26 protein-coding genes and 1 pseudogene are annotated in these 25756 nt (G+C 60.9%); 13 read left to right on the forward strand and 14 right to left on the reverse strand.

Annotated elements, in window-relative coordinates; all coding sequences use genetic code 11:
• Nucleotides 1-6 precede the first annotated feature (6 nt).
• Nucleotides 7-1107 carry a hypothetical protein gene (locus BUA69_RS14960; protein ID WP_046135183.1) on the reverse strand — a complete coding sequence of 367 codons (1101 nt, stop codon included), beginning with the start codon at nucleotides 1105-1107 and terminating at the stop codon, nucleotides 7-9.
• A 128-nt stretch (nucleotides 1108-1235) separates the two neighbouring features.
• Between BUA69_RS14960 and BUA69_RS14965 the strand changes: the two genes are divergently transcribed.
• Entirely contained in the window at nucleotides 1236-1751 is a 516-nt protein-coding gene (locus BUA69_RS14965) for a GIY-YIG nuclease family protein (protein ID WP_046135214.1), read from the forward strand.
• Here the strand turns inward: BUA69_RS14965 and BUA69_RS14970 are convergent.
• The 5 genes from BUA69_RS14970 to BUA69_RS14995 all read right to left on the reverse strand — a co-directional run bounded on the left by BUA69_RS14970 (nucleotide 1748) and on the right by BUA69_RS14995 (nucleotide 9207).
• Nucleotides 1748-4345, reverse strand: a complete 2598-nt coding sequence (locus BUA69_RS14970; RefSeq protein WP_046135182.1) for a S8 family peptidase — start codon at nucleotides 4343-4345, stop codon at nucleotides 1748-1750. The two genes, BUA69_RS14965 and BUA69_RS14970, sit on opposite strands and share 4 nt — an antisense overlap.
• 15 nt (nucleotides 4346-4360) lie before the next feature.
• Nucleotides 4361-5356, reverse strand: a complete 996-nt coding sequence (locus BUA69_RS14975) for an AAA family ATPase (RefSeq protein WP_046135181.1) — start codon at nucleotides 5354-5356, stop codon at nucleotides 4361-4363.
• 452 nt (nucleotides 5357-5808) lie between these two features.
• On the reverse strand, nucleotides 5809-7737 hold the full coding sequence (locus tag BUA69_RS14985; protein WP_052950532.1) for a helix-hairpin-helix domain-containing protein: 1929 nt from the start codon (nucleotides 7735-7737) through the stop codon (nucleotides 5809-5811).
• A complete protein-coding gene (locus tag BUA69_RS14990; RefSeq protein ID WP_046135179.1) occupies nucleotides 7734-8528 on the reverse strand; it encodes a PP2C family serine/threonine-protein phosphatase in 795 nt (264 codons plus the stop codon). The genes BUA69_RS14985 and BUA69_RS14990 overlap by 4 nt, the downstream gene beginning before the upstream one ends.
• A 4-nt stretch (nucleotides 8529-8532) precedes the next feature.
• A complete protein-coding gene (locus tag BUA69_RS14995) occupies nucleotides 8533-9207 on the reverse strand; it encodes a vWA domain-containing protein (protein WP_046135178.1) in 675 nt (224 codons plus the stop codon).
• 360 nt (nucleotides 9208-9567) lie between these two features.
• On the opposite strand from BUA69_RS14995, the gene BUA69_RS15005 reads away from it, so the two are divergent.
• On the forward strand, nucleotides 9568-9966 hold the full coding sequence (locus BUA69_RS15005; RefSeq protein WP_244468741.1) for a thermonuclease family protein: 399 nt from the start codon (nucleotides 9568-9570) through the stop codon (nucleotides 9964-9966).
• Between the two features lie 414 nt (nucleotides 9967-10380).
• A protein-coding gene (locus BUA69_RS15015) for an IS3 family transposase (RefSeq protein WP_425283941.1) occupies nucleotides 10381-11732 on the forward strand; the annotation gives its coding sequence in 2 pieces (ribosomal slippage) (nucleotides 10381-10716 and nucleotides 10719-11732; 1350 coding nt in all).
• Between the two features lie 30 nt (nucleotides 11733-11762).
• Here BUA69_RS15015 and BUA69_RS21305 read toward each other — a convergent pair.
• Both BUA69_RS21305 and BUA69_RS15025 read right to left on the reverse strand, forming a co-directional pair.
• On the reverse strand, nucleotides 11763-11975 hold the full coding sequence (locus tag BUA69_RS21305; protein ID WP_244547465.1) for a DUF305 domain-containing protein: 213 nt from the start codon (nucleotides 11973-11975) through the stop codon (nucleotides 11763-11765).
• 122 nt (nucleotides 11976-12097) lie between these two features.
• On the reverse strand, nucleotides 12098-12292 hold the full coding sequence (locus tag BUA69_RS15025) for a heavy-metal-associated domain-containing protein (protein WP_046135174.1): 195 nt from the start codon (nucleotides 12290-12292) through the stop codon (nucleotides 12098-12100).
• A 160-nt stretch (nucleotides 12293-12452) separates the two neighbouring features.
• Between BUA69_RS15025 and BUA69_RS15030 the strand changes: the two genes are divergently transcribed.
• The 4 genes from BUA69_RS15030 to BUA69_RS15050 all read left to right on the forward strand — a co-directional run bounded on the left by BUA69_RS15030 (nucleotide 12453) and on the right by BUA69_RS15050 (nucleotide 17928).
• Nucleotides 12453-14948 (forward strand): heavy metal translocating P-type ATPase, encoded by a 2496-nt coding sequence (locus BUA69_RS15030; RefSeq protein ID WP_046135173.1) that lies wholly within the window; start codon nucleotides 12453-12455, stop codon nucleotides 14946-14948.
• Between the two features lie 59 nt (nucleotides 14949-15007).
• Entirely contained in the window at nucleotides 15008-15457 is a 450-nt protein-coding gene (cueR, locus tag BUA69_RS15035) for a Cu(I)-responsive transcriptional regulator (RefSeq protein WP_046135172.1), read from the forward strand.
• A gap of 116 nt (nucleotides 15458-15573) precedes the next feature.
• Nucleotides 15574-16029, forward strand: a complete 456-nt coding sequence (locus BUA69_RS15040; RefSeq protein ID WP_082093811.1) for a c-type cytochrome — start codon at nucleotides 15574-15576, stop codon at nucleotides 16027-16029.
• 453 nt (nucleotides 16030-16482) lie between these two features.
• Nucleotides 16483-17928 carry a multicopper oxidase family protein gene (locus BUA69_RS15050; protein ID WP_046135170.1) on the forward strand — a complete coding sequence of 482 codons (1446 nt, stop codon included), beginning with the start codon at nucleotides 16483-16485 and terminating at the stop codon, nucleotides 17926-17928.
• A gap of 73 nt (nucleotides 17929-18001) precedes the next feature.
• On the opposite strand, the gene BUA69_RS15055 is transcribed toward BUA69_RS15050, so the two are convergent.
• Nucleotides 18002-18202, reverse strand: a complete 201-nt coding sequence (locus BUA69_RS15055; RefSeq protein ID WP_052950529.1) for a DUF305 domain-containing protein — start codon at nucleotides 18200-18202, stop codon at nucleotides 18002-18004.
• 633 nt (nucleotides 18203-18835) lie between these two features.
• Here BUA69_RS15055 and BUA69_RS15060 point away from each other — a divergent pair.
• The 4 genes from BUA69_RS15060 (at nucleotide 18836) to BUA69_RS15075 (ending at nucleotide 23124) form a co-directional block, all read left to right on the forward strand.
• Nucleotides 18836-19282, forward strand: coding sequence for a hypothetical protein (locus BUA69_RS15060; RefSeq protein WP_046135169.1), 447 nt, complete (start codon nucleotides 18836-18838; stop codon nucleotides 19280-19282).
• Nucleotides 19279-19941: a L,D-transpeptidase gene (locus tag BUA69_RS15065; RefSeq protein WP_244468739.1), complete on the forward strand. Its 663-nt coding sequence runs from the start codon at nucleotides 19279-19281 to the stop codon at nucleotides 19939-19941. Before BUA69_RS15060 ends, BUA69_RS15065 begins: the two co-directional genes overlap by 4 nt.
• 3 nt (nucleotides 19942-19944) lie before the next feature.
• The gene (locus tag BUA69_RS15070) at nucleotides 19945-20640 is read left to right on the forward strand and encodes a ferric reductase-like transmembrane domain-containing protein (RefSeq protein WP_143154535.1); all 696 of its coding nucleotides are present in this window, start codon (nucleotides 19945-19947) and stop codon (nucleotides 20638-20640) included.
• Between the two features lie 129 nt (nucleotides 20641-20769).
• The gene (locus tag BUA69_RS15075) at nucleotides 20770-23124 is read left to right on the forward strand and encodes a heavy metal translocating P-type ATPase (protein WP_046135167.1); all 2355 of its coding nucleotides are present in this window, start codon (nucleotides 20770-20772) and stop codon (nucleotides 23122-23124) included.
• A 378-nt stretch (nucleotides 23125-23502) separates the two neighbouring features.
• Here the strand turns inward: BUA69_RS15075 and BUA69_RS21050 are convergent, their stop codons facing one another.
• The 5 genes and pseudogenes from BUA69_RS21050 to BUA69_RS15095 all read right to left on the reverse strand — a co-directional run bounded on the left by BUA69_RS21050 (nucleotide 23503) and on the right by BUA69_RS15095 (nucleotide 24875).
• A complete protein-coding gene (locus BUA69_RS21050) occupies nucleotides 23503-23667 on the reverse strand; it encodes a hypothetical protein (protein WP_160300128.1) in 165 nt (54 codons plus the stop codon).
• A complete protein-coding gene (locus BUA69_RS15080; RefSeq protein ID WP_082093810.1) occupies nucleotides 23664-23810 on the reverse strand; it encodes a hypothetical protein in 147 nt (48 codons plus the stop codon). The genes BUA69_RS21050 and BUA69_RS15080 overlap by 4 nt, the downstream gene beginning before the upstream one ends.
• A gap of 41 nt (nucleotides 23811-23851) precedes the next feature.
• Nucleotides 23852-24055, reverse strand: a pseudogene (locus BUA69_RS21570) (cation transporter); the annotation flags it as partial.
• 146 nt (nucleotides 24056-24201) lie between these two features.
• Nucleotides 24202-24693, reverse strand: coding sequence for a hypothetical protein (locus BUA69_RS15090; RefSeq protein WP_046135165.1), 492 nt, complete (start codon nucleotides 24691-24693; stop codon nucleotides 24202-24204).
• Entirely contained in the window at nucleotides 24690-24875 is a 186-nt protein-coding gene (locus BUA69_RS15095; protein WP_046135164.1) for a hypothetical protein, read from the reverse strand. The genes BUA69_RS15090 and BUA69_RS15095 overlap by 4 nt, the downstream gene beginning before the upstream one ends.
• A gap of 102 nt (nucleotides 24876-24977) precedes the next feature.
• On the opposite strand from BUA69_RS15095, the gene BUA69_RS15100 reads away from it, so the two are divergent.
• Nucleotides 24978-25547, forward strand: a complete 570-nt coding sequence (locus BUA69_RS15100) for a TetR/AcrR family transcriptional regulator (protein WP_046135163.1) — start codon at nucleotides 24978-24980, stop codon at nucleotides 25545-25547.
• 85 nt (nucleotides 25548-25632) lie between these two features.
• Nucleotides 25633-25756: heavy-metal-associated domain-containing protein (locus tag BUA69_RS15105; RefSeq protein WP_143154541.1), on the forward strand; the 124-nt coding region annotated here is incomplete at its 3' end.

The raw sequence follows: 25756 nt of genomic DNA on the forward strand, positions 1-25756 counted from the left end.
CGGTCACTAGTCGTCTGAATATCGACCGGCGTTTCCTTCGCAGAACTCGCAACCGACGAGTGAACTATGCTCAGGCACACCACCAAGTTGGCCCTCAGAGCAATATCCGCAAATCCCATAAGTATCGTCCACCGCAAAGCATTCCGAGCACACATAGCGATCATGGTGCTCGATCACAGTGTGGTAGCCGCCGCAATGGGGGCAATTGATTGGAACATGGTCGAAGTAGTTGTCTTTTGTGATGGCGTCGCCGGTGTCGAGAGCGGCCGCAACCTCGTCCTTCGACAGAGCCTCGTTGCAGGTAGGACATTCGGAGGGCGGCCCGTCATAAGAAGTGAACCGGATAGGAGCACCGCAGTCCTCATTGGGGCAATCTATGGCAATCTCGGAACCTCGGAAGAAGCGGCACACCACGCAGTTCGCTTCGGCGACGGCATCGATATGATCCTCAACCTTCACTGATTCAAATCGGCAACTCGGGCAGTGGATGACGCGACCGCCGGCATCGCGATGGCTTTGCAGCTCTGCGGCTTTAGCAGCGAAGGCCGTTTCAAGATATGTTCTGTGTCCCTCCATCCGCACGCTGATCTGCCAGATGTCTGTCTGAAAATCTTCGAACTCCGGCCATTCGGCGAGAAGGGTTCTTAGAGCCAACCAGCCCGCGCATTGCTCTTCGGCTATCCTTTGAACACCGTTCGGACCGTCCGTATCGTTTTCCCCGGCATGGGCGAAATGGACCATCTTGTTGCGATGGGTCGCGATCAGACCGAAGATCTCGCGGGACGACTGTGGAATGGTTACCAGCGCAATCCGTCGGAGCCGTTCCATCGTCTGCTCAGGCGTCACGGTTTTGGCGTCACCCCTGAAAAAGGCTGCTTTGTCCGCCTGGTCCGGCTTATCGAGGAGCAACGACCAGTGTTCGCGCATCAACCGCGCCTTGAGGAACAGCTCGATGGCTATGGCGAAATGAACGGTCGAGAATTTTGCTGACTCTGCGAATTCGTCGATCGCGCGTGTAAGGAATTCGAAGGCGCTCTTGGAGAGGGCCTCGAACAGCTCATCTTCCGAAAGGAAAGCTGCGCCAGCGGATGCCTTTGAATTTGTCATTCCATTCTCGTCGAAAGAGGTAAGTCCCCGTAGTGTATCTGCCGGTTCCGGCACAAGCGGGAGAGCCCTTATTGATTACTTCGAGCCAGCACAGGATATTGTGATGGCAGCGCCACCAGGTGGTTATGATGGTCGTCTATTTTGTTACTGAGCTCGACAACAGCCTAGCGGGCAAATTCCATGTGAAGATCGGCCGCTCACGTGCACTTGAGCGCCGGATTTCCAATCTGCAGACCGGGAACCGCCGCAAGGTCGCCCTGATGGGACAAATTCGAACCGCCTCGGTTTCCGAAGATCGCGCCATCGAACAACGACTCCACTCCGTGTTTGAGCATAAACTCGACACAGGAGAATGGTTTTCGTTGTCGCCTGACGACGTCGTCTCGGCGCTCAAACTTTTTTCCTCAACCGCCTTCATCGCGGTCGGAAACGACGCCTTCGAGATCATCTCCTACGACAGGGATGCGATCCCTGAATTTGCCAGCCCATGGCTGTGGGGCGACTTCGACTGCTATGAATTCTGCCCTAGCTGCGGTTGGGCTTGCGGCTGGACCTACAGTGAGAATCACGGCGGCGACGTGTGCCTCGAGTGTGGCGCTTCCGAGCGCGACTACGACGCTGCTGAACCGGATCTGCGAGACTAGGGCGCGGCTTCTACACCCACTCCTTGCGCTGCCACGTACGCCTCAAGCTCCGTGGCAATCTCAGAATACAGATCGACCTCTTGCCCCTCGGCCGTGATAGAGATCGTCAAAGCATACCGGGCTTTGTCCTTCATCCGCTTCTGGCCGGTGTGAGACTTCCACCAGCCAGTTACTGGAAAGACGGCGATGTGATCGTGGCTGGCTAGGTCGACCGCATACCCCCTCCAGAGGTCGCAATGCAGGGAGCCCGCTTGCATAGCCTTGGGTCCCAAGAGCCAGTGGCTTGCCTCTGGCACCTGCTTTTCCTGGTCTTGACCTGCGTCCTGGTTGAGATGCTCTCCGACTTGCGCCGGCTCCTCCGGACGGCTCAATCGCGTGCGGAATTCCTCGTCGGTTTCCAAGCGTTTCTTGAGCTCGAAACGAAGACCGAATGATCGATATGTATCGGGCCGCGTCGAGGCCCGCCCGGACAGATTAGGCTCCACGAAGTATGAGAGTGTCACCTTCATGACCACGATGGAGTTCTCTAGAGCCTGCAGAGCAGCGCGAGGCCAAGGCAGGTCGTAGAAGTGCATTTCGTTGAATACTGACGTTCCGCCCTGTCCGATAGCGAATGGCTGAATCTCCGCTTGCGCAAGGAGGAACGCGTCATTCCGCGCCGACGCTATTGCGCGCGATATGTTTGGCACGCCAAAGCCTACGTCACGGAGCAGCCGCTGCTTTTCCCCCTTATTTCCCGTCTTCCAGTGGGCACCTCTTCCAATCAGTTTCTTTCGTATGGGCGTTGGCCACTCAGCCGATTGCACCACAAGTGCTCGGTAGGTCTCCGGCCAAAGATCGGGCAGGGCGGCTTTGAGGCGGCCGACAAAGTTGCCGGCCATGCCAGTGGCAGCGCTCGTCGCCCAAAACGGAACCAGGGGCTCGCCAGCCACGTCCGAACCCGTCCCCAGTAGCGACACGGAAGGATGCCAGTCACAATAGCCAGCCTGGTCGATCATCATGTTCCCGGCTTCGAACAAGACCTCAGGTTTGATGGGCGTCAGATCTCCCAGCATGTTCTGTGAGCCGGTGCTGAACGGGCTCTTGTCGTTGGCCGCAGCCAAAGGCGCTAAGTTGGCCACGAGTTCAGACTTCGAGGTAAAGCCGCCAATTGTGAGCGCGTTCCAGCTTTGGGCGGGATCCTCGATCGTATGATGCTGTTCAACCACGTCGCGCTGCCCCCCAATGACATTGCCACTCGCGACCATGAGCAGGCGTTTCGGGTGGTCTTTGGCTAAGATATCCTTGTCGTGTTCTCCCAGCATCGAGCCTGAACTGATTTGATCGAGGGCCCCACTCCAGGACGATGGCGCATCGGGCGCAAAAAGGCTGGTGGACGACGCTACGCAGAAACTCCGCGACACGTTGGGCCGCTCTATTTCCACGATGGAGATCGCTGACTGCGTTACGACACCGTACGCAGATGGGCGGTTCGGCGGGAACCCATGGGGTGGAAGAAACTTCACTGACTCGACGTGATGGGTAAGAGCGACCGGCTGATTGTCGTTCATGCGCCAGAACAGGTCGCCGTGCAGCACCATGCCGGCCATTGGGGTGCCGTGACCGCCATGATGATGGTGATCGTCGGTCCCCCATTGATCATCCACCGACCACGCCCCTGCGATACCCGGCGCGATGAGTGGATGTGCGGCAGCTACGCCAGAATCGATCACGCAAACGGCAGGAGCACCCTCTGGCGGGGCAAGAATCCTACCTGCTAAATCCGTGACCCAGTCATGCTGCCCCAAACCGGCGCCATCGAGTTCGAGGAAAGGCTCGATGCTGCCTTCCGCTCTGCGTACCTCCCACACTGCTCCGAGAGCACGAGCGAGAAAGGCCGCCAATGGTGCTGCTGCGGCATGTACGAACAGAACCTCGGCATCAGGAAAAGAAAGTCGTTCTGTGTGAACGTCAAAACCGGCGGCCGTGGCCGCAGCACTCACAGCGTTTGTCCTGGCACCTGGTTTTTGCTCGGCTGGTTCCCGGACCCAAAGTTCCCACCACCGGTTTTCAGGCGCGTCAAAATCGACATCGCCGGAGAACAGGGCGCGCGCTTGCGCCGCACGAATAACTTCGATCGGTTCGAACTTCGGAACGTCAGGTCGCTTTCGGTTGCCGATGTTCTCAGCGCCATAGGCATTGAGCCGGGCGACAAGATAATTTCGGGCATCATCGGGGATGAACAGAACCGCCTTCTCCGTCCGATCCTCCTGACGCTCCGATCGAAGAACCACTATTTCCTGTGTCGGATAGTCCAGCGCCGGAGTTTTGTTCGCCCCCTGCCTCTCGCTGGTTGGCACCATAGTCTCGATCTCGACGATCGTTCCTCGCTTCTGATCCGCGATCGTCAGGCGAGTGTCGTCTGCCGCGGCCGGCACAGCGCCAAGCGCCGCCGCCAGCTGCTGAGTGAGCGACTGCGCATGTGCATGATAGTCGTCTCGGCGAGGCTTGCGGTCTTGCGGTCGATTGGGGAATTCGTATTGCGCTTCGACACGAACTGGATCGAACCGGATATGCGCTAAGTCATGCGCTGAAAAATCGTCGCCACCCGCCATCAATCCCTCAAATCATCAACGCTGCGCGTGCAATCGGCCCTTGAAGACCTGACGATCCTCGAGCGCCGCACGTAGCGCCAGGGCCGACAGTGCCTTCGACCCTTCTAAAATGGCATCCTTGACGACCGTGTCAGCCGCGCGAACGAGCTCGGCTTGGCTAAGGCCCTTTGTGGCCTCTTCTATATCCGCCCACACTTTGGCCGTTAGCTTCAGCCTTCCCAAGCGGCGCGATAGTATCGCCCTCGCCGCCTCCCCGTTCGGAACGTCGTACTCGACGATCTCGTCGAAACGGCGGGCCAAGGCGCGATCAAGGATTTCAGGATGGTTCGTCGCGGCGATGACGATACTGTCGGTCGCGTTCGGCTCTTCCATAAACGTCAAAATCGAATTCAGGACGCGGCGGATTTCACCGACGTCATTTGTGTCGCCACGATGGGAACCGACAGCATCAAACTCGTCGAGCAAATACACGCCGCGCGTCTTTGCAACCTGGTCGAACAGCAATCGAAGCTTGCTCGCGGTTTCTCCGAAGTACCGGCTGAACAGTGAATCCAGGCGAACTGTGAAGAGGGGCAGGTGAAGCTCCCCTGCGAGAGCGGAGGCCGTCATTGTTTTGCCGGTACCGGGTGGCCCGACAAGCAGAATATGGGATGCGGGCACCTGGCCGTGATCACGCAACGTAGCGCGTTCCGACTGCTGCCGCACCAAGCGTTCGAGCCGCTTCCGCACTCCTTCGCCCAGCACCATGCTGTCGAGCCCTATCTTGGGGTAGGAGCTTTGAACGAGTTCCAGCAGCTCGCCGCGCGGTCGCGCCATCGGAATGACGGACTGAGCCTTCGGTGCGTCACCACGGTTTCGCAGTTGTTGAACGAGACGCTTTAGCTTCTCCGCTTCGATAGCGTTCCCGCCGCGGGCTTCCTGGGCCGCAACCTGGAGGGCGATCGCCAGGAACTGATCTTCGTCGCCTGCTACATGGGAGTTCAGGAGTGCAATGAATTGTTTCGCTGACATCTGCGCCTCCCGACCCCATGTTTGACGAACTGCTCTGCAAATCAGTGCATGTCCTACTACGAATGACTATACCAGACATCAGCTTTCCAAGCTATTTTGCTTGTATACGGGATCACGATTTGCCGCGTTTTTTGATGCGCTGCCAATCCAGTTCGCTGTATGCGGGGCGCCGACTTGGCCTCGGACGGGTTCACCACTCTCTACCACGATATGGCGCCCGGACGCTCCCCCGCGATAACTCTCACGCGCGGCTTTTGGGAGCCCCCGGCCCGGGTCAGGCTCGCGGCGAGTTATCACGCATTCGCTCTTTCTCAGACGTCAGAATGGGTGATCATCATCGGCAAGAAGCTCTGCTGGGGCGGAGGGCGAATACCCGGAGCCCTGTCCTGGAGCCTCCCGCGCTACGCCAACGGCTGATCGGTGTCCACCGCCGGGAGTGAACCAGTTTGAGATTATCTACCGATGGCGGCAAGGTCCGCATCGGCTTGCAGTTTGGTATCGAATGCCTTCGCCACTTGGTCCCGCATATGCTGTCTCACGGACAGCACCTGCGCCGCGATCTGCCGGAGCTCGAGCAGCCCTTGTCGCAGTTTTCCTTCCAGCTCCGATCGATCCCTGAGCACTGACGCCTCGACCTTCTGGATTTCGCGCGGGTCCACCGGAAGGCTCGGGTTGAAGACGAACTTGGCTTCGATGCCCGCGCGCCAGCGAAGAAGTTTTTGATTGGTCTTCGGCCCAAACCCGGGCACGGAGAACAGCGCGGCCTGCGTGACGTCGAGGGCGGTCTCGATACCGTAGGATTCTAGGGTCTGCTTCCTCCCAGCGCCGACGCTCTCTATCTTCGCCGTAGCGAGCTCAAAGCGGTCCAGATAGGCCTCCAGCTGTAGCTGGCGGTGGTTGCGCTTCAGCTGGTCGAGCCGGCGAAGGCGTTCGTTAGGCATGCCCTCCCACCGCGACTTCAACTGGGTCAATTCGGCTCGCCTCTTGAGGAATGCCTCGTTGCCCGCACGCTGGTTCCACTGGTGATTGAGGGTAACCCAGTTCTGGATCGCCTGGTCCGCAGCCACGCGCACGCTCTTGCTGCGGTCGTCGTCCTCCATCAGCTTCCAGATGAGGAAAGCAGCCAACGGCGGTGCAAGCCACCAGATTCCGGGCATGTAGGAGATAGCACCGGCAAAGGCCGCGATCGCTGCGCCCGCAGCGAGAACGCCACGCAGGTTCTTTTTGGCAGCCACGGCCTTGGCAGCCGAGCTTGCAGTCTTCGATGTTGTCGGCAGGCCAGGCACGGGACCGGGGTCGCCGATCGCTTCGATTTGCCGCCAAAGCCCGACAATGTCGAAGGCAAAGCCCTGCGCGCCTTGAACGTGGGCCATCCCGAACAGCGGAACGCCGGTGGCCCCTTCCATGGGGCACCAAGGGCATGAAGTGCTCCTGTGATGCCAGTGGGCTGGGTTACTCGCGCATTGTTTCAGTTCGCGCTCGGTCGTGCTGAGCACCTCTATCCATTCGACGGCGGACGGACGGCCCCCGGGGATCATTTCCCTCGCGAAAGCGCGCTCGAAGAAGAATTCCGCGTCCGGACCCACGATCGAAAGGGGCGGGGTTCCCGGAGGCTGCAGCATTCCCACCGCGGTATGGCGGCTTCCATAGGGAAATCTGACCTCCTCGATCGCCTTGGAGATCGGCATGTCGCCGGCGCCGCTATACCGCCCCGCGAACGGATGCCTCCCCATGAAGAGCAGGAGGAAGGTCATGACTGCGAGACCGAAATTGTCGTGGTTGGGTGTGCGTGTGACGCCCTTGAACGATTTTCCCTGTAGCTCGGGTGGCGTGAAGGTCTCGACCCCGACCTCGCAGAAGTAGCGCCGCCCTCCGAGGGAGACCTGGAAAGAATCGCAGTCGATCAATTTCACCGTGGCGTCCTGCGCCACCAGGATGCTCCCGTGGTTGACATCCCCGATGACGCCGCCCGCATCGTGCACCGCCGCGAAGGCGCGGGCGGCATTGGCGGCAGTCCTCATCAGGAACCGCCAATCAGCGCTCTGGAAATCGGCGCGACGGCTCTTGGGGCTGTAGAGGTGATGGATATCCTTGCGTCCCGATACCTTCGGCATGAGCAGGCCAATGGGGCCCTGGATACGGTGGCGCAGCAGTCCAGCCGGCCAAGCCGTAAGCTTCACGAGCGCGTCGGTCCGGAACGAGCTCATGGCCTGTATCTTGGCCGCGCGGTCTGCCGTCAGCGGGCTGTGGTAAATCTTTGCCACCAGGTCCGGTTTGGCGGGAATGTCCCATACGTCTCCCTCACCGCCACCTCCCAGTCGGGATCCGAGGGTAAGGGACTGGCCTGCCTCGTTGAGAATGTCGGTCGGCCGACGGGTCATGCCGGTTCCGATGGGGGTCTGCGGCTGGCGAGCACGAGCGTCTTGTCGTCGTCGGTGCGCTCGCAGATCACGGGCGAGGACAGATAGCGCTCAAGGCCTTCCGACAGCTCTGCGTCTAGACCCGGGGCACCCAGCTTCCTCACCGGCGGGAACATTTTGCGGAAGAAGGACTCGTGGACCGTCCGGGTGGCATCATGCAGGACGAGCTTCTCTATCCCGTCCGAGAAGATGGCGAACTCGTCTATCCGCCGCGGTGCAAGCTCGAAGTCCATCACGTCCTCGACGTTCGGCGCGACGACGAAATTGGTCGTGTTGGCGTATTCCCCGTGTTGGGGCCAGAAGACGTAGGACCACCCGTCCTCCTCGCCGTGCGACACCACGATCGCCCCGTCTCCCACCTGTACGAAGGCGGTCATGGTGCTTCCCGCTAATGCGGCTAGGAGGGTGCATGCATAGTCGCGCGCCACATGTCCGCTGTCCTTGGCCGTCGCCTCCAATGCGGCTCGGACTTCCGCAATCCACCCTGCCACCACAGACCTATTCAACGCGGCTAGCTCGCCGCCGTCACCGAGGAAGACCTCTATGCATTCGATGAAGGTTTTGGCCGCGAGCCATGATCCCACGTCGGAATGGGCTGCGCTGCCCGCACCGTCGGATACCACCGCCACGAGCACCGTATCGTCTAGGGTCTCAATGACAGCGTGCGCGAGGCTGTCCTGGCAGGGCAGCCCGGTTGCGATGTGTGAAGTGCCAACAGCTGATGCTGCCGCCAACCGCCATTTCGGCGTCATCGGATTAGACGCTCGCCCATCCGTCCGGGGCAGTTGGATTGGTCAGGGGCACGCTGTCCCCGACCTGCGAACGCGAGACGCCGCTCAACGAGGATGACAGCCAGGCGAACATCTCCCTGAACTTAAGGCCGTCCAGGGAAAGCGGCTGGCGGGTCGAGAGCTGTGCAAGGACATCCATCTGGGCGCCTTTGACACCTACAGCGAAGAACGAGTGGGACTTAGTGGTCTCGCCTTCCCTGACCAACTGCGCCGCCCGGACGATGCTGTCGGTGGGCGCGCCGTCGGTGATGAGGAAAATCCACGGGCGGTAGTAGGAGATGCCGTTGGCCCGGTAGGCATCCTTGCGTTGGCGCAACATCTCGAGCCCTTGCTCGATGGCCGCACCCATCGGGGTGTCCCCGGTCGTCGGAAGGTTGGGTGGATAGAAGTTGTCAGGCGTGACAAAGTCGGTGACGACGCTCACCGGGCCGAACGTGACGACCGCGATTTCCACCCGCTTCATGGCAAGGGCATCGGCTGCTAGCTCGTCCTTGAAAGCTACAAGCCCTTGGTTGAGGGCAGCGATCGGTGAGCCTTGCATAGAGTGCGAGGTATCCAACAGTAGGAGGCATGGACAACGCGGTTCGGGATTGTCCGCAAAATCGGCTGCGCCGAATGGAATCTGATCGAAGTCTGACATCGCGTATTTTCCCCACTCAATGCAATCTTGTATCGCCTATGGTGACCAAGCATACAATACTGGCGGGGCAATATAGGGGGCCAGCATGGCACGCAAAGGACTTGGCGCATTCGGCATTAGGAAGCCCAGCTTGCGAAAGTCCATCGCGGCGAGGACTTCGGTAAAACGGGTGGTACGGCACAATCTGGGATTGAAGGCACCTCGCGGATGGGGCTGGCTTACGGATCCGAAACGGGCCCTCTACAACCGCACATACTCCAAGACTCGCTTCAGCATCTGGTCGATCCTCGCAAGGCTGTTCGGCAGATGACTTCCACCTTCCCAACAGGCCGGCATTCCCGGTGGGTTGCGATCGCGGCCATGCTTCTGACGTCTTTTTCGAATTCCGCTGGAGCGTCGGAGACCATGCGCATGTGCCATGCCGGCGAGAGGAACGGACCCGAGAAACACTGCCTCGTTGATGGCGACACGATCTGGATTCACGGCAGCAACATCAGGCTCAAGGGCTTCGACACCCCTGAGCCGGCGACCGAGATCTGCGGCGGCGAGGCGGAGGTCGAACTAGCCTACCTTGCCAGTAACCGCCTGCTGGAACTCCTGAACAGCAAAAGCTGGACCGTTGAGACCTTCGGAATAGACGGCACCGGAAAGCGCCTGCTCGGCACCATCCGGATCGATGGTCGCGATGTTGGGGATATCCTGATTTCCGAAGGGCTAGCCCGATCCTGGCCGGACGGCGACGAGTGGTGGTGCCCCTGACCTATCTGAAACGTGCCGGTGTTGGTCGACCAGCGGCCTTAAGGGGGATAGCATGCCGTGCAATGCTGCGGCTTTGCGGCGGAAGCGGCTAAGACATGCCGGCGTCGGGAAAAATGGCATCTGCTGGCTATCGCACCGAAGCGATGCGACTGGTCGGCGCTAAATATCGACAGGAGAAGCTGGCGATCCCTGCGGTTACCTCAAGTCAGTTCGTGGATCGTGACACCCGGTACGACGGCCTTGGCGATATCGCATAGATGTCGGTGATGCGTGAGGTAAATGACCTGACCAACATCCGCCATCTGAGCAAATAGCTTGAACACTTCCTCGTGTCCGCCGTCAGCACATATGTCCCAGAATTAGGGTTGAGAATTAAGGAGTGTTTTGGTCTCGTCGCATGACGAAGGAACCAAGATGACGACCAAATCCTCGAACACGAAAAAGCCTGCCGCGCAGGTGGTGAAGGACATTCGCCGGGCGACCCGCCGGCACTTTTCAGCTGAAGACAAGATCCGGATCGTGCTGGATGGCTTGCGCGGCGAAGACAGCATTGCCGAGCTGTGCCGCAAGGAAGGGATCGCGCAGAGCCTGTATTACACCTGGTCGAAGGAGTTCATGGAAGCCGGCAAGCGCCGCCTGGCGGGCGATACGGCGCGCGCCGCCACCGGTGATGAGGTCAAGGATCTGCGCCGTGAGGCCAGCGCGCTGAAGGAATGCGTGGCCGATCTGACGCTGGAAAACCGTCTGCTCAAAAAAAGCATGATCGCGGATGGGGACGCGTCAGAATGAGGTATCCCGCACCCGAAAAGCTCGAGATCATCAGACTGGTCGAGCAGTCGCACCTGCCGGCGAAACGCACCCTGGACCGACTGGGGATCCCACGCCGAACCTTCTATCGCTGGTATGATCGCTACCTCGGTGGCGGTCCCGAGGCGCTGGAAGATCGGTCCTCAGCACCCAGTCGGGTGTGGAACCGGATCCCGCCTGCCATCCATGACCAGATCATCGAGCTGGCGCTGGAGCAGTCCGAACTGTCGCCGCGCGAACTGGCGGTGCGGTTCACCGATGAGAAGGGTTACTTCGTCTCCGAGGCCAGTGTTTACCGGCTTCTCAAGGCCCACGATCTGATCACCAGCCCGGCCTATGTGGTGATCAAGGCGGAAAACGAGTTCCACACCAAAACGGTACGGCCCAACCAGATGTGGCAGACCGACTTCACCTACTTCAAGATCATCGGTTGGGGCTGGATGTATCTGTCCACCGTGCTCGACGACTTCTCGCGCTACATCATCGCCTGGAAGCTGTGCAGCACCATGCGGGCCGAGGACGTCACCGACACACTGGACATGGCGCTCGCTACCTCAGGCTGCGACCAGGCCCATGTGCATCACAAGCCCCGCCTGCTCAGCGACAATGGCCCGTGCTACATCGCCAGCGAACTTGCAGACTATATCCAGACCAATCGCATGAGCCATATTCGGGGTGCGCCGATGCATCCCCAGACGCAGGGCAAGATCGAGCGCTGGCACCAGACTATGAAGAACCGCATCCTGCTGGAGAACTACTTCCTGCCCGGCGATCTCGAAGCCCAGATCAGCGCCTTCGTCGAGCACTACAACCACCGGCGCTACCATGAGAGCCTGGACAACGTGACACCGGCAGACGCCTACTTCGGCAGGGCCGCAGCGATCATCAAACAACGCGAAAGGATCAAGCGACAGACCATCCAGCATCGGCGCTTGCAGCACCGCAAGCTCGCCGCATAACATCAACCCAACGACGAGGCCGAGACTCCGCTAATCCGACACCAAAACTGAGCCAAATGATCTGACGACGGACATGTTGGCCATACCGATCGCACCCTGATGAAGCGGGATCATGCCGCGCATGAAGTGGATGTCGGCATCGCCGGTGAACTCGACCATCATGTCGCTATGCATGTGGTCGTTGGCGGCTATGTAAGCCTTCGTAGAGGGGCTGTCGGAGACAGACATTTCCATTCGGGCCATGTTGTGCCCCGGCATGGGAGCATCAACGCCCGTTTGGTTCTGTGCGATCACCAAACCCGCGCAGACGGCGAGCGCCCCGGCGGTGAAGATCGGGGTGAGCTTGTTCGTGGAATTGCGCCAGTTCAGCTCACGACGGCGGGATAGCCGGCTGCTTCAAGAGCCTTTTGCAGGGCCGCCGACGTCGCTGTCGTCTCAAGCTTGACGCTGCGTGCGCCGGGATTGGTCTCGATCCTGGCAGTGGGATCGACCGACTGGATCGCCCTGGTGACGGACTTGGCGCAACCGCCGCAGGTCATATTCTCGATCTTGAGTTGCATGAGGAATCTCCTTGGTTGGGTCTCATGACGCCCAAAGTAGGGCTTCCAACCATGGTAAGGTCAAGGGCTACGAAAAAGGAAAATTGGGTCTTGACCTTACCATGGTTGGAAGCCCCATCTTCTGTTCGAACTTGAAATTCGGAACAAAAAGGAGGCGGCTATGAATGCCCGCGTTCGAGCAACAGACCTGTCAGGAACGATATCGCTCCCCATCGAGGGAATGACCTGTGCGTCCTGCGTCGGTCGTATCGAAAGAGCCCTGAAGGCCATTCCTGGTGTCCAAACCGTGTCGGTCAACCTGGCAACGGAACGCGCGAGCATCACGACCAAATCGGTGGTTGCCCGCGCAACGCTGGTCGAGACCATCGAGCACTCCGGTTATTCTGTGCCGGAGCAGTCCGCCGGCGGACCCACCCAGCTATCGGTTGAAGGCATGACCTGTGCATCCTGCGTCGGCCGCGTGGAGCGGGCGCTAAAGGCGGTGCCGGGCGTGAGCGAGGCGGTCGTCAATCTGGTGACCGAGCGCGCTACCATTCAGGGCAGCGCCGATGCGGCGACCCTGATTGCAGCAATCGCGGACGCTGGTTACGACGCAAAGCTGATCGGCGCGACCGCCAGCAATGAAGGCGACGAGAACACAGAGCGCGCCGAAAAGAAGGACGTGGAGCGCCGCGAACTGACCCGTGATTTCACCATCGCGGCGGTGCTGACCGCGCCGGTCTTTCTCATGGAAATGGGATCGCACCTCATTCCGGGCGCGCACGCCCTCATCGAAGCGACGATTGGCATGCAGATGAGCTGGTACATCCAGTTCGCGCTGACCACGCTGGTGCTCTTCATTCCGGGCATTCGCTTTTATGACAAGGGCCTGCCGGCGCTTTGGCGTCTGGCCCCCGACATGAACTCGCTGGTGGCCGTCGGCTCGCTTGCCGCCTATGGCTATTCGCTAGTCGCCACCTTCGCGCCCGGCTTCCTGCCGCCCGGAACGATCAACGTCTACTACGAAGCCGCCGCGGTTATCGTGACGCTCATCCTGCTCGGTCGCCTGCTCGAGGCTCGTGCCAAGGGTCGGACCTCCGAAGCGATCAAGCGCCTGGCCGGCCTGCAAGCCAAGACGGCGCGCGTCCGCAGGGATGGCACGACGCTCGATCTGCCGATTGGCTCGGTGGTATCAGGCGATATCGTCGAGGTGCGTCCCGGCGAACGCCTACCCGTCGATGGCGAAGTGGTCGAAGGCACCAGCTATGTCGACGAGTCAATGATCACCGGCGAGCCGATCCCGGTTGCCAAGTCGGTAGGCAGCGAGATTGTCGGCGGCACGGTCAACCAGAAGGGCGCGTTCGCGTTCCGCGCCACGGCGGTTGGCGGCAACACCGTGCTGTCGCAGATCATCCGCATGGTCGAAGAGGCCCAGGGCTCCAAGCTGCCCATCCAGGCACTGGTCGACAAGGTGACCATGTGGTTCGTGCCAGCGGTGTTCGCCGTGGCGGCGCTGACCTTTGCCGCCTGGCTCACTTTCGGCCCGTCGCCCGCGCTCACCTTTGCGCTGGTCAATGCCGTCGCCGTGCTGATCATCGCTTGCCCATGCGCCATGGGTCTAGCGACGCCGACCTCCATCATGGTGGGCACTGGCCGCGGCGCCGAACTCGGCGTGCTGTTCCGCAAGGGTGAAGCGCTCCAATTGCTAAAGGACGCTAAGGTCGTGGCGCTCGACAAGACCGGTACGCTGACCGAAGGCAAGCCGGCCCTGACCGATCTGGAACTGGCAGCGGGTTTCGACCGGTCGACCGTTCTGGCTCTGGTTGCCGCGGTCGAAGTCAAATCGGAACACCCGATTGCCAGCGCAATCGTGGAAGCCGCTGCCGGGGAAGGCATCGTCCTGCCCGCCGTGTCGGACTTTGAATCGGTGACGGGCTTTGGCGTCAAGGCTAGGGCCAACGGCAAGCGCATCGAGATCGGCGCCGACCGCTATATGGTCGAACTCGGCCATGACGTGGCGGCCTTCTCCAAGGTTGCCGAGCGTCTGGGCGACGAGGGCAAGTCGCCGCTCTATGCCGCGATCGACGGCCAACTTGCGGCGATCATCGCCGTGGCCGACCCAATCAAGGCCACCACGCCTGCGGCGATCAAGGCCCTGCACAATCTGGGCCTCAAGGTCGCGATGATCACCGGCGACAATGCCCGTACGGCCAAAGCCATCGCGGCCCGGCTGGGGATCGATGAAGTGGTGGCCGAAGTGCTGCCAGACGGCAAGGTCGAAGCAGTGCGTCGCCTGCGGGCTCAATACGGCAAGGTCGCCTTTGTCGGTGACGGCATCAACGACGCCCCGGCATTGGCCGAGGCGGATGTGGGGCTCGCCATCGGCACCGGTACGGACATCGCGATCGAAGCGGCGGACGTTGTGTTGATGTCGGGGAGCCTACAGGGCGTATCGAACGCGATCGCCCTGTCAAAGGCGACAATCGGCAATATCCGGCAGAACCTGTTCTGGGCCTTTGCCTATAACACGGCGCTGATCCCGGTCGCTGCTGGCCTGCTCTATCCAGCTTACGGCATCTTGCTGTCGCCCGTCTTTGCCGCCGGCGCCATGGCCCTGTCCAGTGTTTTCGTGCTCGGCAATGCGCTGCGCCTGCGCACGTTCAAGGTCGCGAACTGACAAAACGCAGCAGTCGGCCCCATATCTGGGTCGGCTCTGCGCCAACTAGGAGAATGTCGATGAACATTGGACAGGCATCTAAAGCATCGGGTGTTTCGGCCAAGATGATCCGCTACTACGAGCAGACCGGCCTCATTCCGGCTGCCGACCGGACGGCGTCCGGATACCGCGACTATTCCGATACCGACGTGCACATGCTGCGCTTCATTCGCCGGGCGCGCGATCTCGGCTTCGCAGTTGCCGAGATCAGCGATCTTCTCGGCCTGTGGCGCGATGAGACCCGGCAGAGCGCCGAGGTCAAGCGTTTGGCGCGGGGCCATATCGATGCGCTGGAACAGAAGATCAAAGGCTTGCAGGACATGGCCCACGCGCTCACCACTCTGGTCAATGCCTGCCAGGGGGATCATCGCCCCCATTGCCCGATCCTGCAAAGCCTCGAGAGCGATCCGGAGGACGAAGATCTGTCGGTCAGGGGGCGCCCCGGCGCCGTCGCCCGCCTGTCACATTGAGATAGGCAGACGCAATTTAGTCGCAGCAAAGCGCGTTAATCCTAGTAGAGACGTAGGGTATGATCGTGCCAGGGTTGGCGCGCCCCCAGTCCGAATGGCGTTCGATTGTGAGATAGATGTTCCAGGCTGTTGCTTCACCAAAGCTGCGTGTTTACCGACGCCCGTCGCTGGCCATGATCTTGGTGATCATGGGAGCGGGCACTTTTTCGGTCGTGGGGCAGGAAACTGCCGCAGACGGGAGAACGCTCTATGTGGAGAACTGCGCCGCGTGCCACGGAGCAAATCTAGAGGGCCAGCCAGACTGGATGAACCAGCTGCCGAGCGGTCGCCTGCCAGCGCCACCGCATGACGCAACTGGCCACACTTGGCACCATTCAGACGCACAATTGCTGCGCATCACCCGAGATGGTCTGGCAGCGATCGTTCCAGGCTATCAGACCGACATGCCAGCCTTCGGCGAAACCCTGGTCGACGCTGAAATCGCCGCAATCATCGACTACATCAAAAGCACTTGGCCCGAGCGCGAGCGGGCCTATCAACAGGCTCGGACCGACGGGGACCGCAATGACTAAGCCGGGAAACTGCAGCCTATGTTGAGCTTGGAGCTGCCACGACTGATCAAAGCTGCCAAAGTTGCGACGTGGCGGATTATGCTGGCGTTGATTGTGGCTTGGTCAACCCTTTTCATGATGACGCCCACTTTCGCCTCGGAGCCGACCGTCAAGGTGTCCACGCACCATCAAGCGATCGCCGCAGATGCGCATTGCGAGAGCATGTGCGCCACGGGTCTCGTCCACGGCATGACCGGAGGCGGCCATCAGGGGTGCGTCGTCTGTCCGATCTGCAGTTCCCTGGCGGTATCGGCCGCACCCGATCGTTCGGCCCCCACGGACGATAGTGTCAAATCCATAGCGATGCCCGCTTTGGCGGGCCTGTCACGCTCACCGGATCATCGACCTCCCATCCTCTCCCTCTTTGCGAGCTGAACCCCGGCGCAACGCGCCACCGCAAGACAGAGAGATAAAATGCAAAAATCAGTATCCCGCCGTACCTTTTTGGGGGCGGCTGCCGCGCTTGGCGCGAGCGGCTTCCTCTTGCCCAATTGGGCTCGCGCTGCCCAGCCTCAACAGCGTCTTGTCGCCGCAACACGCACCATTGAAGTCAATGGCCGCGCCGCGACCGTCTATGGGCTGACGAATTCGGCCGGCAATTCCGGGCTGATACTGGCGCCAAACGAGCGCTTTGATCTGGTGCTCGAGAACCGGTCGGGGGCCGCAACCAGCATCCATTGGCACGGGCAGGTTCCCGCTCCAGAGCTCGATGGCGTGTCGGAGACCGGCTACGTCACCGAGATTGCCGATGGCACGGATCGAGCGTTCGACTTTGCCCCGCGATCGGGGACGCACTGGATGCATTCCCACCATGGGTTGCAGGAGCAGCGCCTGCTGGCGGCGCCCTTGATCGTGCATGACGCGGAAGACGTGGCAGCCGACGTGCAGGAAGTCGTCGTTTTGCTGCACGACTTTACCTTCCGCGATCCGGACGAGATTCTCGCCGAGCTGACCGACGGCGCTGGCATGGATCATGGCAGCATGTCATCGGGCCAGGGTGCTATGGCCAGCCCGATGGACCACTCGATGATGTCGATGGACTCCATGGGAACCATGGATCTCAACGATGTAGAGTTTGATGCCTATCTCGCCAATGATCGGACTCTGGACGACCCAATGGTCGTTCGCACGGAACGTCAGGGACGGGTGCGACTCCGCATCATCAATGGTGGTGCATCGACGGCTTTCTGGCTGGATCTGGGCAGTGCCGTAGCCACCGTGGTGGCGGTGGACGGCAATCCGGTGCAGCCGATTACGGCCTCCCGGTTTCCGCTGGCGCAGGCGCAGCGCATCGATTTGATGATCGATGTTCCCGCGGGCGGTGTTGTGCCCGTATTTGCCCAGCGCGAAGGAGACCGGGCGCGCACCGGCGTAATCCTGGCCGCGCCCGGCGCGCAAATCGAAAAGTTTGCCTCGCTCGCGGATACGGCGATCGGTCCGGTGGACATGTCTCTAGAGACGCTGCTGCGCGCGGTTTCAGGGCTAAGTGAAAGAGCGACAGACATACAGCATGCGGTCATGTTGACTGGTTCAATGTCGCCTTATGCCTGGTCACTCGATGATCGCCCTTGGTCGAACCGGCGGACGCCGGAGGTTTCTCTCGGCCAACGCGTGGAAATCGAGTTCATGAACCACACCATGATGGCCCATCCGATGCACCTGCACGGACACCATTTCCAGGTGGTGGCGCTCAACGGCAAACGATTTGCGGGGGCGATGCGGGACACCATTCTGGTCCCGTCCATGGGCACGGTGACCATCGCCTTTGACGCCGACAATCCGGGGCGCTGGCTCTATCACTGCCACAACCTTTACCACATGGCGACAGGCATGATGTCCGAGTTGATCTACACGACGTAGCGCTGGTGCAAAGAAGTGAAGGGGGCGCCATCGGCGCCCCTTGTTTTATTATGGGCCTGTTCTTCCAGCCAAGTCAGCATCTCAGCGGTTTCCTGCTCCTGCGCGTCGATGACCTTGCGCCATCTCCTTGGCCCATTTCGTTGTCGCCATACAGGAGTTCAGCCTTGGCCATGGCGATGGTACCCTGGTGGTGAGGGATCATGCCGCAGACAAAGGCGACGTCGATATCCTCAGCCATGGCGGCGGTCATCATGTCGCTGTTCATCTGGTCCATGGGCGTCCGATGTCACGATCGTGATCGCGCCAAAGCCGCAAAATGGGTTAGCGACAGGCTTGCCAATGGACGCTTGCTGGATTTAGCGCCAGATTGGTTGGCGGAACTAAGGTTGAAATCTGTTTTGCGATGGACGTGCGTTCGTTAAAAAATTGGCTCGCCACGTTGGCGGTTCTGGCCATCGTGCTGGTGCCCATCTGGCAGGCGATTGGGCATGCGCAAACCGGCCTCTCCATCGCTATTGCCGCCGAACAGGCCGATCCCGCCGGCGTACATGACCAGCTAGCACCACCCTCCGCCCACAGTACCGGTCACCACAAGTCGGCCGACCATGCGCACGAACTGCCAATCGTCCGCTTGGCAAGTTGGGTTCCGACGCCCCGGAACAGACCGATCTGGTCGCTCCTGCCGTCCCCCGCCTATGGAAGCGTCGGCCCCTCGCGCCCCGAGCAACCACCTAGACCTTTGTGAGACAGCGTCGCTTGCGACGCCTTTGAGCGCTTTACACGCATTCTCAATTCAAAGGTCTTTCCCTTCCATGACTTTCACCCTGCACCCTCGCGGCTGCCCGCTGCCGCACGTGCCGATTGCGCATGTTCATGCTTCTCCTCGTCACGATGGAGGAGGTTTGCCATGACGCGGAACAAAACGTCGGGCGCCAGCTCACAGGCAGCTTTGCGGCTGCGCTGGCTGCCTCTGGCCATTTTTGTCTTGATCCTGTTGGGGCTAGGGGCCGCCCCGGTCGTAAGGATGCTATCGCCCAACGTCAGCGCATCGTTCCAGCAGGCATCCCTCACCGTTGGTGGCTGGCAAATGGTGGCTTCGGCCGCGGCCGGCGCCGCTGGTCGCATAACGGTACTGGTCGATTTTATCGGCACCGATGTCGCCGGTAATGAGCAACCGCCACGGCCCCAGGTCAGCGCTGCGATGGTCAGCCACAACATGACGATTTCGGCCCCAACGGCCCCCGATGGCGCCACCGCGTTTCGCGCGGACCTCACCGGCAGTATGCCGGGGGAGTGGATCGTCACTGTCGAGGCCAAAGGCGAGCAGCTCAAGCTCCCCGTCAGTGTCCCATGAACAATCGAGATATCTGGAGCAAAATTGTGATGAAACGACGCGCATTTTTGACGATTGGTCTGCTGACACCGTTCGCACCGAGCCTCCTCCTGGCTCAGGAAATGCCTCCCGGGCCGGTCGGGACGGCCGCGCAGCGATATGCCGGTATCCACGGCGAACAGTTCGACATACCGGCAGTCGACACTTCATTGCTTCCGCCGGAATATCAGCGGCAGGTCGTTCGCCATCCCACCTCCGAGCAGCCCGGCACCATCATTGTTGATACGCAAAACCGCATTCTCTACCTGGTAGGAGAAGAGGGTATGGCGGTTCGGTATGGCGTTGGGATTGGCCGCGACGGGTTTTCCTGGTCAGGGCGCGCACTGATCAAAATGAAGCGCGAATGGCCGACCTGGACGCCTCCGAGCGAAATGATTGCACGCCAGCCGGAACTCGAACCCTACCGGAACGGGATGGCGCCTGGGCTGGACAATCCGCTGGGCGCTCGGGCCCTCTATCTGTTCGAGGGCGGGCGGGACACGTTGTACCGCATCCATGGCACCGCCGATGCAAGCTCGATCGGCATGGCGGTCTCCAGTGGATGTGTTCGATTACTCAATCAGGACGTCATCGACCTCTATACTCGGGTGCCGATCAACACGCCAGTCGTGGTCGTTTAGCCCATGGCCACCTTGAAACGACACCTCTTGGTCTGGCTGCTTTCCGCCGTGGCGGTAGCCTATTTCGCGTGGCTGCGGTTCCAATGGGATCCGATGCACCTGTGGAACCGTGCCTTAGCTGACGCATCCTTTGTGGCCCTTGCGGCAGCCATGGCACTTGGCCCGCTGGTCGTATTCTTCCCCAGGCTGACCAGAGTCCTAGCGTATCGGCGCGAGCTCGGCATTGCCGCGGCCGTGCTTGCCACCGCCCATGCTGGGGTCGTTTTTGTCGGCTGGGTCAATTTGAGCATTTGGCAGTTGATGGGGTTCGCGTTCCATCCCCAATTGCAGCGGCAGGTCCTTGCAGAACACGGCCTGGGCTTGGGAAACTGGCTCGGCTTCGTTGCCATGGTGGTCGCCCTCTGGCTCGCCGCCTTGTCCAACAACTGGTCGATGCGGTTGTTCGGCGCGCGCACTTGGAAGCATCTGCAACAGGCAGCAGGTATCGCCTGGCTCTTTGCCGTCGTCCACGCGGCCTATTTTCTGTTCATGCATTTCGAGCATTTCCATCGGTTGCCCACGCCGCCCAATCCTGTGCAGCTGCCTATGGCCGCGCTGGTTGTGTGCGTGCAGATGCTGCGGTGGTCGGCCGTTTTTTTGGTCTGGCGGCGAGGGCGTGTTGCAACACCTGCCATGCGAGTGCGGGCGGCAAGCCGTTAGCCCCTGAACCCACATCGATTGGTGGCGCACGCGCCGCCAATCTATTTAGCTAGCCTTCCTGCATTTGGGCTTGACCTTGCTACGGTGGGAAGGTGCACATTCTTCGAATCCAAAGTTGAGGACAGTGCCATGAGCGGAACGGCGACGGATCACCACCATCAGCATCACGTCCATAGCGGGGCTGCAGATGCGCACTCGGTCAAAGACCCGGTTTGTGGGATGACGGTCGACCCGGCGACCGCCAAGTACCAGGAAAATTACGAAGGGCAGACCTACTACTTCTGCTCTGCAAAATGCCACGACAAGTTCGTCGCGAGCCCCTCTTCCTATCTCACCAAGGCGCTGGTTCCAGCGGCACCGGTCGCTGCCGGAACTATCTATACCTGTCCCATGCACCCCCAGATCCGGCAGGATCATCCCGGCAATTGCCCGATCTGCGGCATGAGCCTGGAGCCGGAGATGCCGACTGCCGAGACGGGGCCCAGTGCCGAACTTGTCGATATGACCCGCCGCTTCTGGATCGGAACCGCGCTAGCGCTGCCCGTATTCCTGATCGAAATGGGCAGCCACCTCTTTGATTTTCACGCCATTGTGGCGCCACAAAACCTGAACTGGATCCAGCTCGTTCTGGCCACGCCGGTGGTGCTGTGGGCCGGATGGCCATTCTTCACGCGCGGCGTCGCTTCCATCACCAATCGTAGCCTCAACATGTTCACCCTGATCGCCATGGGGATCGGGGTGGCATGGCTCTATTCGGTCGTTGCCACGGTATTGCCGGGAATTTTTCCTGCTGACATGCGAGGCATGGGCGGCGCCGTTCCGGTCTATTTCGAAGCGGCGGCGGTCATCACCGCGTTGGCGTTGCTCGGGCAGGTACTGGAGTTGCGGGCCCGGGAAAGCACGTCGGGCGCTATCAGGGCGCTTCTCGACCTGACGCCCAAGACGGCGCGGCGCATCCACGCTGATGGTTCTGATGAAGAGGTGAACGTCGATCAGATCGTCGTCGGCGACAGGCTGCGCGTCCGGCCCGGCGAAAAGGTCCCCGTCGACGGAACGGTCATCGAGGGGCGGAGTGCATTGGATGAATCCATGGTCACCGGTGAATCCATGCCCGTCACCAAGGAGGCCGGTGCTCGGCTGATTGGCGGCACCATCAACCAATCGGGTGGTCTGGTGATGGAAGCAACCCAGATCGGCCACGACACCATGCTGGCGCGCATCGTGCAGATGGTTGCGGCGGCGCAGCGGTCACGCGCGCCGATCCAGAAACTTGCCGATCAGGTGTCCGGGTGGTTCGTCCCGCTAGTGATCGGCATCGCCATCCTGGCTTTTGCCGCTTGGGGCATCTGGGGACCCGAGCCTCGTTTTGCTTATGGCCTGGTGGCGGCCGTCTCAGTGCTCATCATCGCCTGTCCCTGCGCGCTGGGGCTGGCAACACCTATGTCGATCATGGTGGGGGTCGGCAAGGGTGCGAGCCTTGGCCTGTTGATCAAGAATGCCGAGGCACTGGAGCGCCTTGAAAAGATCGATACCCTGGTTGTGGACAAGACCGGCACCCTTACCGAAGGCAAGCCGGCCGTCACAGCCATTGTTCCGGCCGACGACTTCGACGAGGAGCGGTTGCTGCGCCTGGCAGCGAGCCTCGAGCGGGCTAGCGAACATCCGCTGGGTCTGGCTATCGTCACCGCAGCCACGGATCGGGGACTGACATTGTCCGACCCGGCTGACGTGGATTCGCCGGTCGGCAAGGGCCTTACCGGCACCGTCGATGGAGAGACTGTATATATCGGCAGCACGAAATATCTCGCCTCGGTGGGAATTGATGCCGCTGATTGGACTGCTCGCGCCGACAAGCTCCGGGCCGACGGCGCCACCGCGGTTCTGGTGGGTGTGGCGCAGCGGATAGCCGGCGTCATCGGTATCTCCGATCCGATTCGCAAGACAACGCCGGCCGCGCTGAAGGCCCTGGCCGAACTCGATATCAAGGTCGTAATGATGACTGGCGACAACAAGGTCACGGCAGACGCGGTAGCGCGTACGCTGGGCATCCAGTCGGTCGAGGCCGACGTGCTGCCCGAGCGCAAAAGCGAGGTGGTCAGCCGCTTGCGGGCCGGCGGCGGGATCGTGGCCATGGCCGGCGATGGCGTCAATGACGCGCCCGCGCTGGCCGCCGCCGATGTCGGGATTGCCATGGGGACCGGGACGGACGTCGCGATCGAGAGCGCCGGTGTGACTTTGCTAGGCGGGGATCTGATGGGCATTGTCCGGGCGCGGACCCTGTCGCGGGCGACGATGGGCAACATCCGCCAGAACCTGTTCTTCGCTTTTGCTTACAATGCTGCCGGTGTTCCGGTCGCCGCAGGGGTGCTGTATCCGTTCTTCGGATTGACCCTATCCCCCGCCATCGCCGCTGCTGCCATGGCATTGTCCTCGGTCAGCGTCATCGCAAATTCACTGCGACTGCGGAGCGCCAGGATCGAGTGAACATTGGGAGTCGGATGGATTTATGGAGCTAGCGACACCTTAAGCAAACTCGAATACAGGCCCGACCGATGCGGCCCGCTTGGCGAGAAGGTTGCCACGTCGCGTGGATGCAGCCTGGATTTGGATCCTCAGTTCATGCTGCTGACTAGAACAGGATCGGTGAATACTGATCCAAGTTTGCCCCCCAGGCGACGTTCGCAGTCGTCCAAGACTTTGGAATTGCTGGCCTCATGATCGTGACACCTCCGCCGATCGGAGTTGAACCCCAAGGCCGGTTCACACGCAAGATTACAGATGTGGCTCTGGGGAGAACGCTACTCTGCCTGTGACCTGGCTCCCAGGGCAGGGCACCGTTCCCCGCTCTTATTCCAGACCCGCCTATTCGACACGATCAAGGACGGCGACAGCGAAAAGCGCGTGCTCAATGTCGTCGATACCGAAGCCGCCCTCGGCCTCCGTGGCAAAGGTCGGAACCGGTTTGCCGCCTTGCTCATAATGGCTTCGCTCCTTGTGGATGCGCGCTCGGCCAAAGGCGATATTCATCGCGATAGCCGACTTTCATCATCGATGAGTGTGACTCGGACCGGCGCCGCATTACCCCACGTCCAAAGCACGAGATTGAGGTCCTCGCTGGTTGCGCCCGTCGCAAAGCTTGGGACCAGCAGGCCGTGATAGCCTTCGGCCATCAACGTTCGGGCAAAAGCCCGCGTTCTGGCTTCCCCTGCGGGTTCGGCTTACCCGAGAATGCAACGGTCGCTTTTTCCGTTGCCAGGTTGACGTCTGCGGATATGACGCCCGGGACGGCGCGGATGGACTTTTCCACCCGCGCGACGCACGAGGCACAAGTCATTCCTTCGACGGCAAAGTCGATGGTGAAAGCGGTGTCCGTTCCGGGCGCGACTGGCTCGATCTGAGCCGTTTCAGAGCGCATTCTGCAGTCCTTCATCTAACTGCCGATATAAATAGTCCTTCCAACGACTGTAAGGTCAAGCGGTATCGCAGATTCTGCGCTCAGGTCCTGGAGACGCCGATCTTCTAATTGATCAGAGGCCGCTCAAAAGCCCGCAGCGGTCTGGCTCAAGCGCTGCGTCGGTTCCATCCATAGGGCGTGAGGCCTCGTGGCTTATAGACCGAAAGAACGGTGGCCAAGAGCAAGACCAAAAGGCCGCCGCCCGCGTGAAGGACCATGGACGAACGGGCCGGTGTCCAGGCGGGGGAGGCCAACGTGGCGGCCGGAAGGTCGGAAAGCAACCTAATGGTTTCGGTCTGCAGGAGCAGGACCACCAGCGCCAATGCCGTGAGCCCGAGCTTTATCACGACCCAATAATGCCGGATCAGCCCCCAAGGCGTTACCAGCGACTGCAGCGTGCCGATTAACAGGCTCGCCCAGGCCAGCGGGACGATCAGGTAAACCGTGATGAGGTTCATGGCCAAATAGATGCCGGGCTCCTCGGCCGCAACACCGACGGCGGCGAGCAACAGAAATGCGGCGACAGCGCCCAATAGACCGACCGAACTGGTGATATGGAGCGTCAGCAGCAGTCTGCGCAGAGAGGCCCCGGCCGTCATTGCGGGACGAGCTCAACCGTCTCTTGGGAGACATGGCGACCCGGGCCATGAGTGCCACCCAGTCCGGCGGCCATAACGATAGCGACCAGCACCACTACTAGCAGAGCAATGGCACCGATGATCTTGACCCAGGTCGGCGTGCCGTAGACCTCGGCTCCCGACTTGTTCACGGATCGTGCCATGCCAACCTCCCGATGCGACGTTCGAATTTTATCGATACACAGTGTCTATGTCAAATGCACGGTGTATGGACGCGCGGCGCATCGCCTAGTATTAGAAGGTGTATGCCGAAACTCTGGACCGACACGATCGAGGCCCACAAGCAGACCGTCAGAGACGCGGCGCTCGACGCGGCTGCGTCCCTGGTCATGCGCCGGGGTCTGTCCTCTGTGACGATGTCCGAGATCGCCCAAGAGACCGGCATCGGCCGCGCGACGCTCTATAAGTACTTCCCCGAGGTTCAGTCCCTTCTTGAGGCTTGGCACGAACGTCAGATCGGTCGGCACCTGGCAGCCCTGGCGTCGATTGCCCATGGCGGAGAACCGCCCATCGAGCGCCTGGGCATGGTGCTGCGGGCTTACGCCGGCATGGCGCATGGTCGGCATGACGGCGAGCTAGCCGAGGTGCTGCACTCGGGGGGCCACGCCGTCCACGCCCGCGGTCACCTCACCGCGTTTGTATCCGCACTGATCGCCGAAGGCGCGCGGGCCGGCACGGTGCGTAGCGATGTGCCGCCGCAGGAATTGGCGACGTTCTGCCTCGCCGCGATGTCGGGAGCTCGCGATAGCCAATCCGATGCCACCGTCGCCCGGTTGGTGGCATTGACGATCGACGCGCTCGGGTCACCGGATTGACGGGCCCGAAATTTCTGAATGTCCTTGACCTTCCCACTGTTGGAAGGTCCAGATTGGATGCATCCCAACGAAGAAGGACGATGAGATTTACAATTTTCAAGTCAGCGACATGACCTGTGCCCATTGCGTGGCTACCGTCGAACGGGCGGTCAAGAGCGTCGACGGCGCCGCCAAGGTCGATATCGATCTGGGTGCGCTTGCGGTCAAGA

The organism is Devosia limi DSM 17137, assembly GCF_900128975.1.
Lineage (GTDB): Bacteria > Pseudomonadota > Alphaproteobacteria > Rhizobiales > Devosiaceae > Devosia > Devosia limi.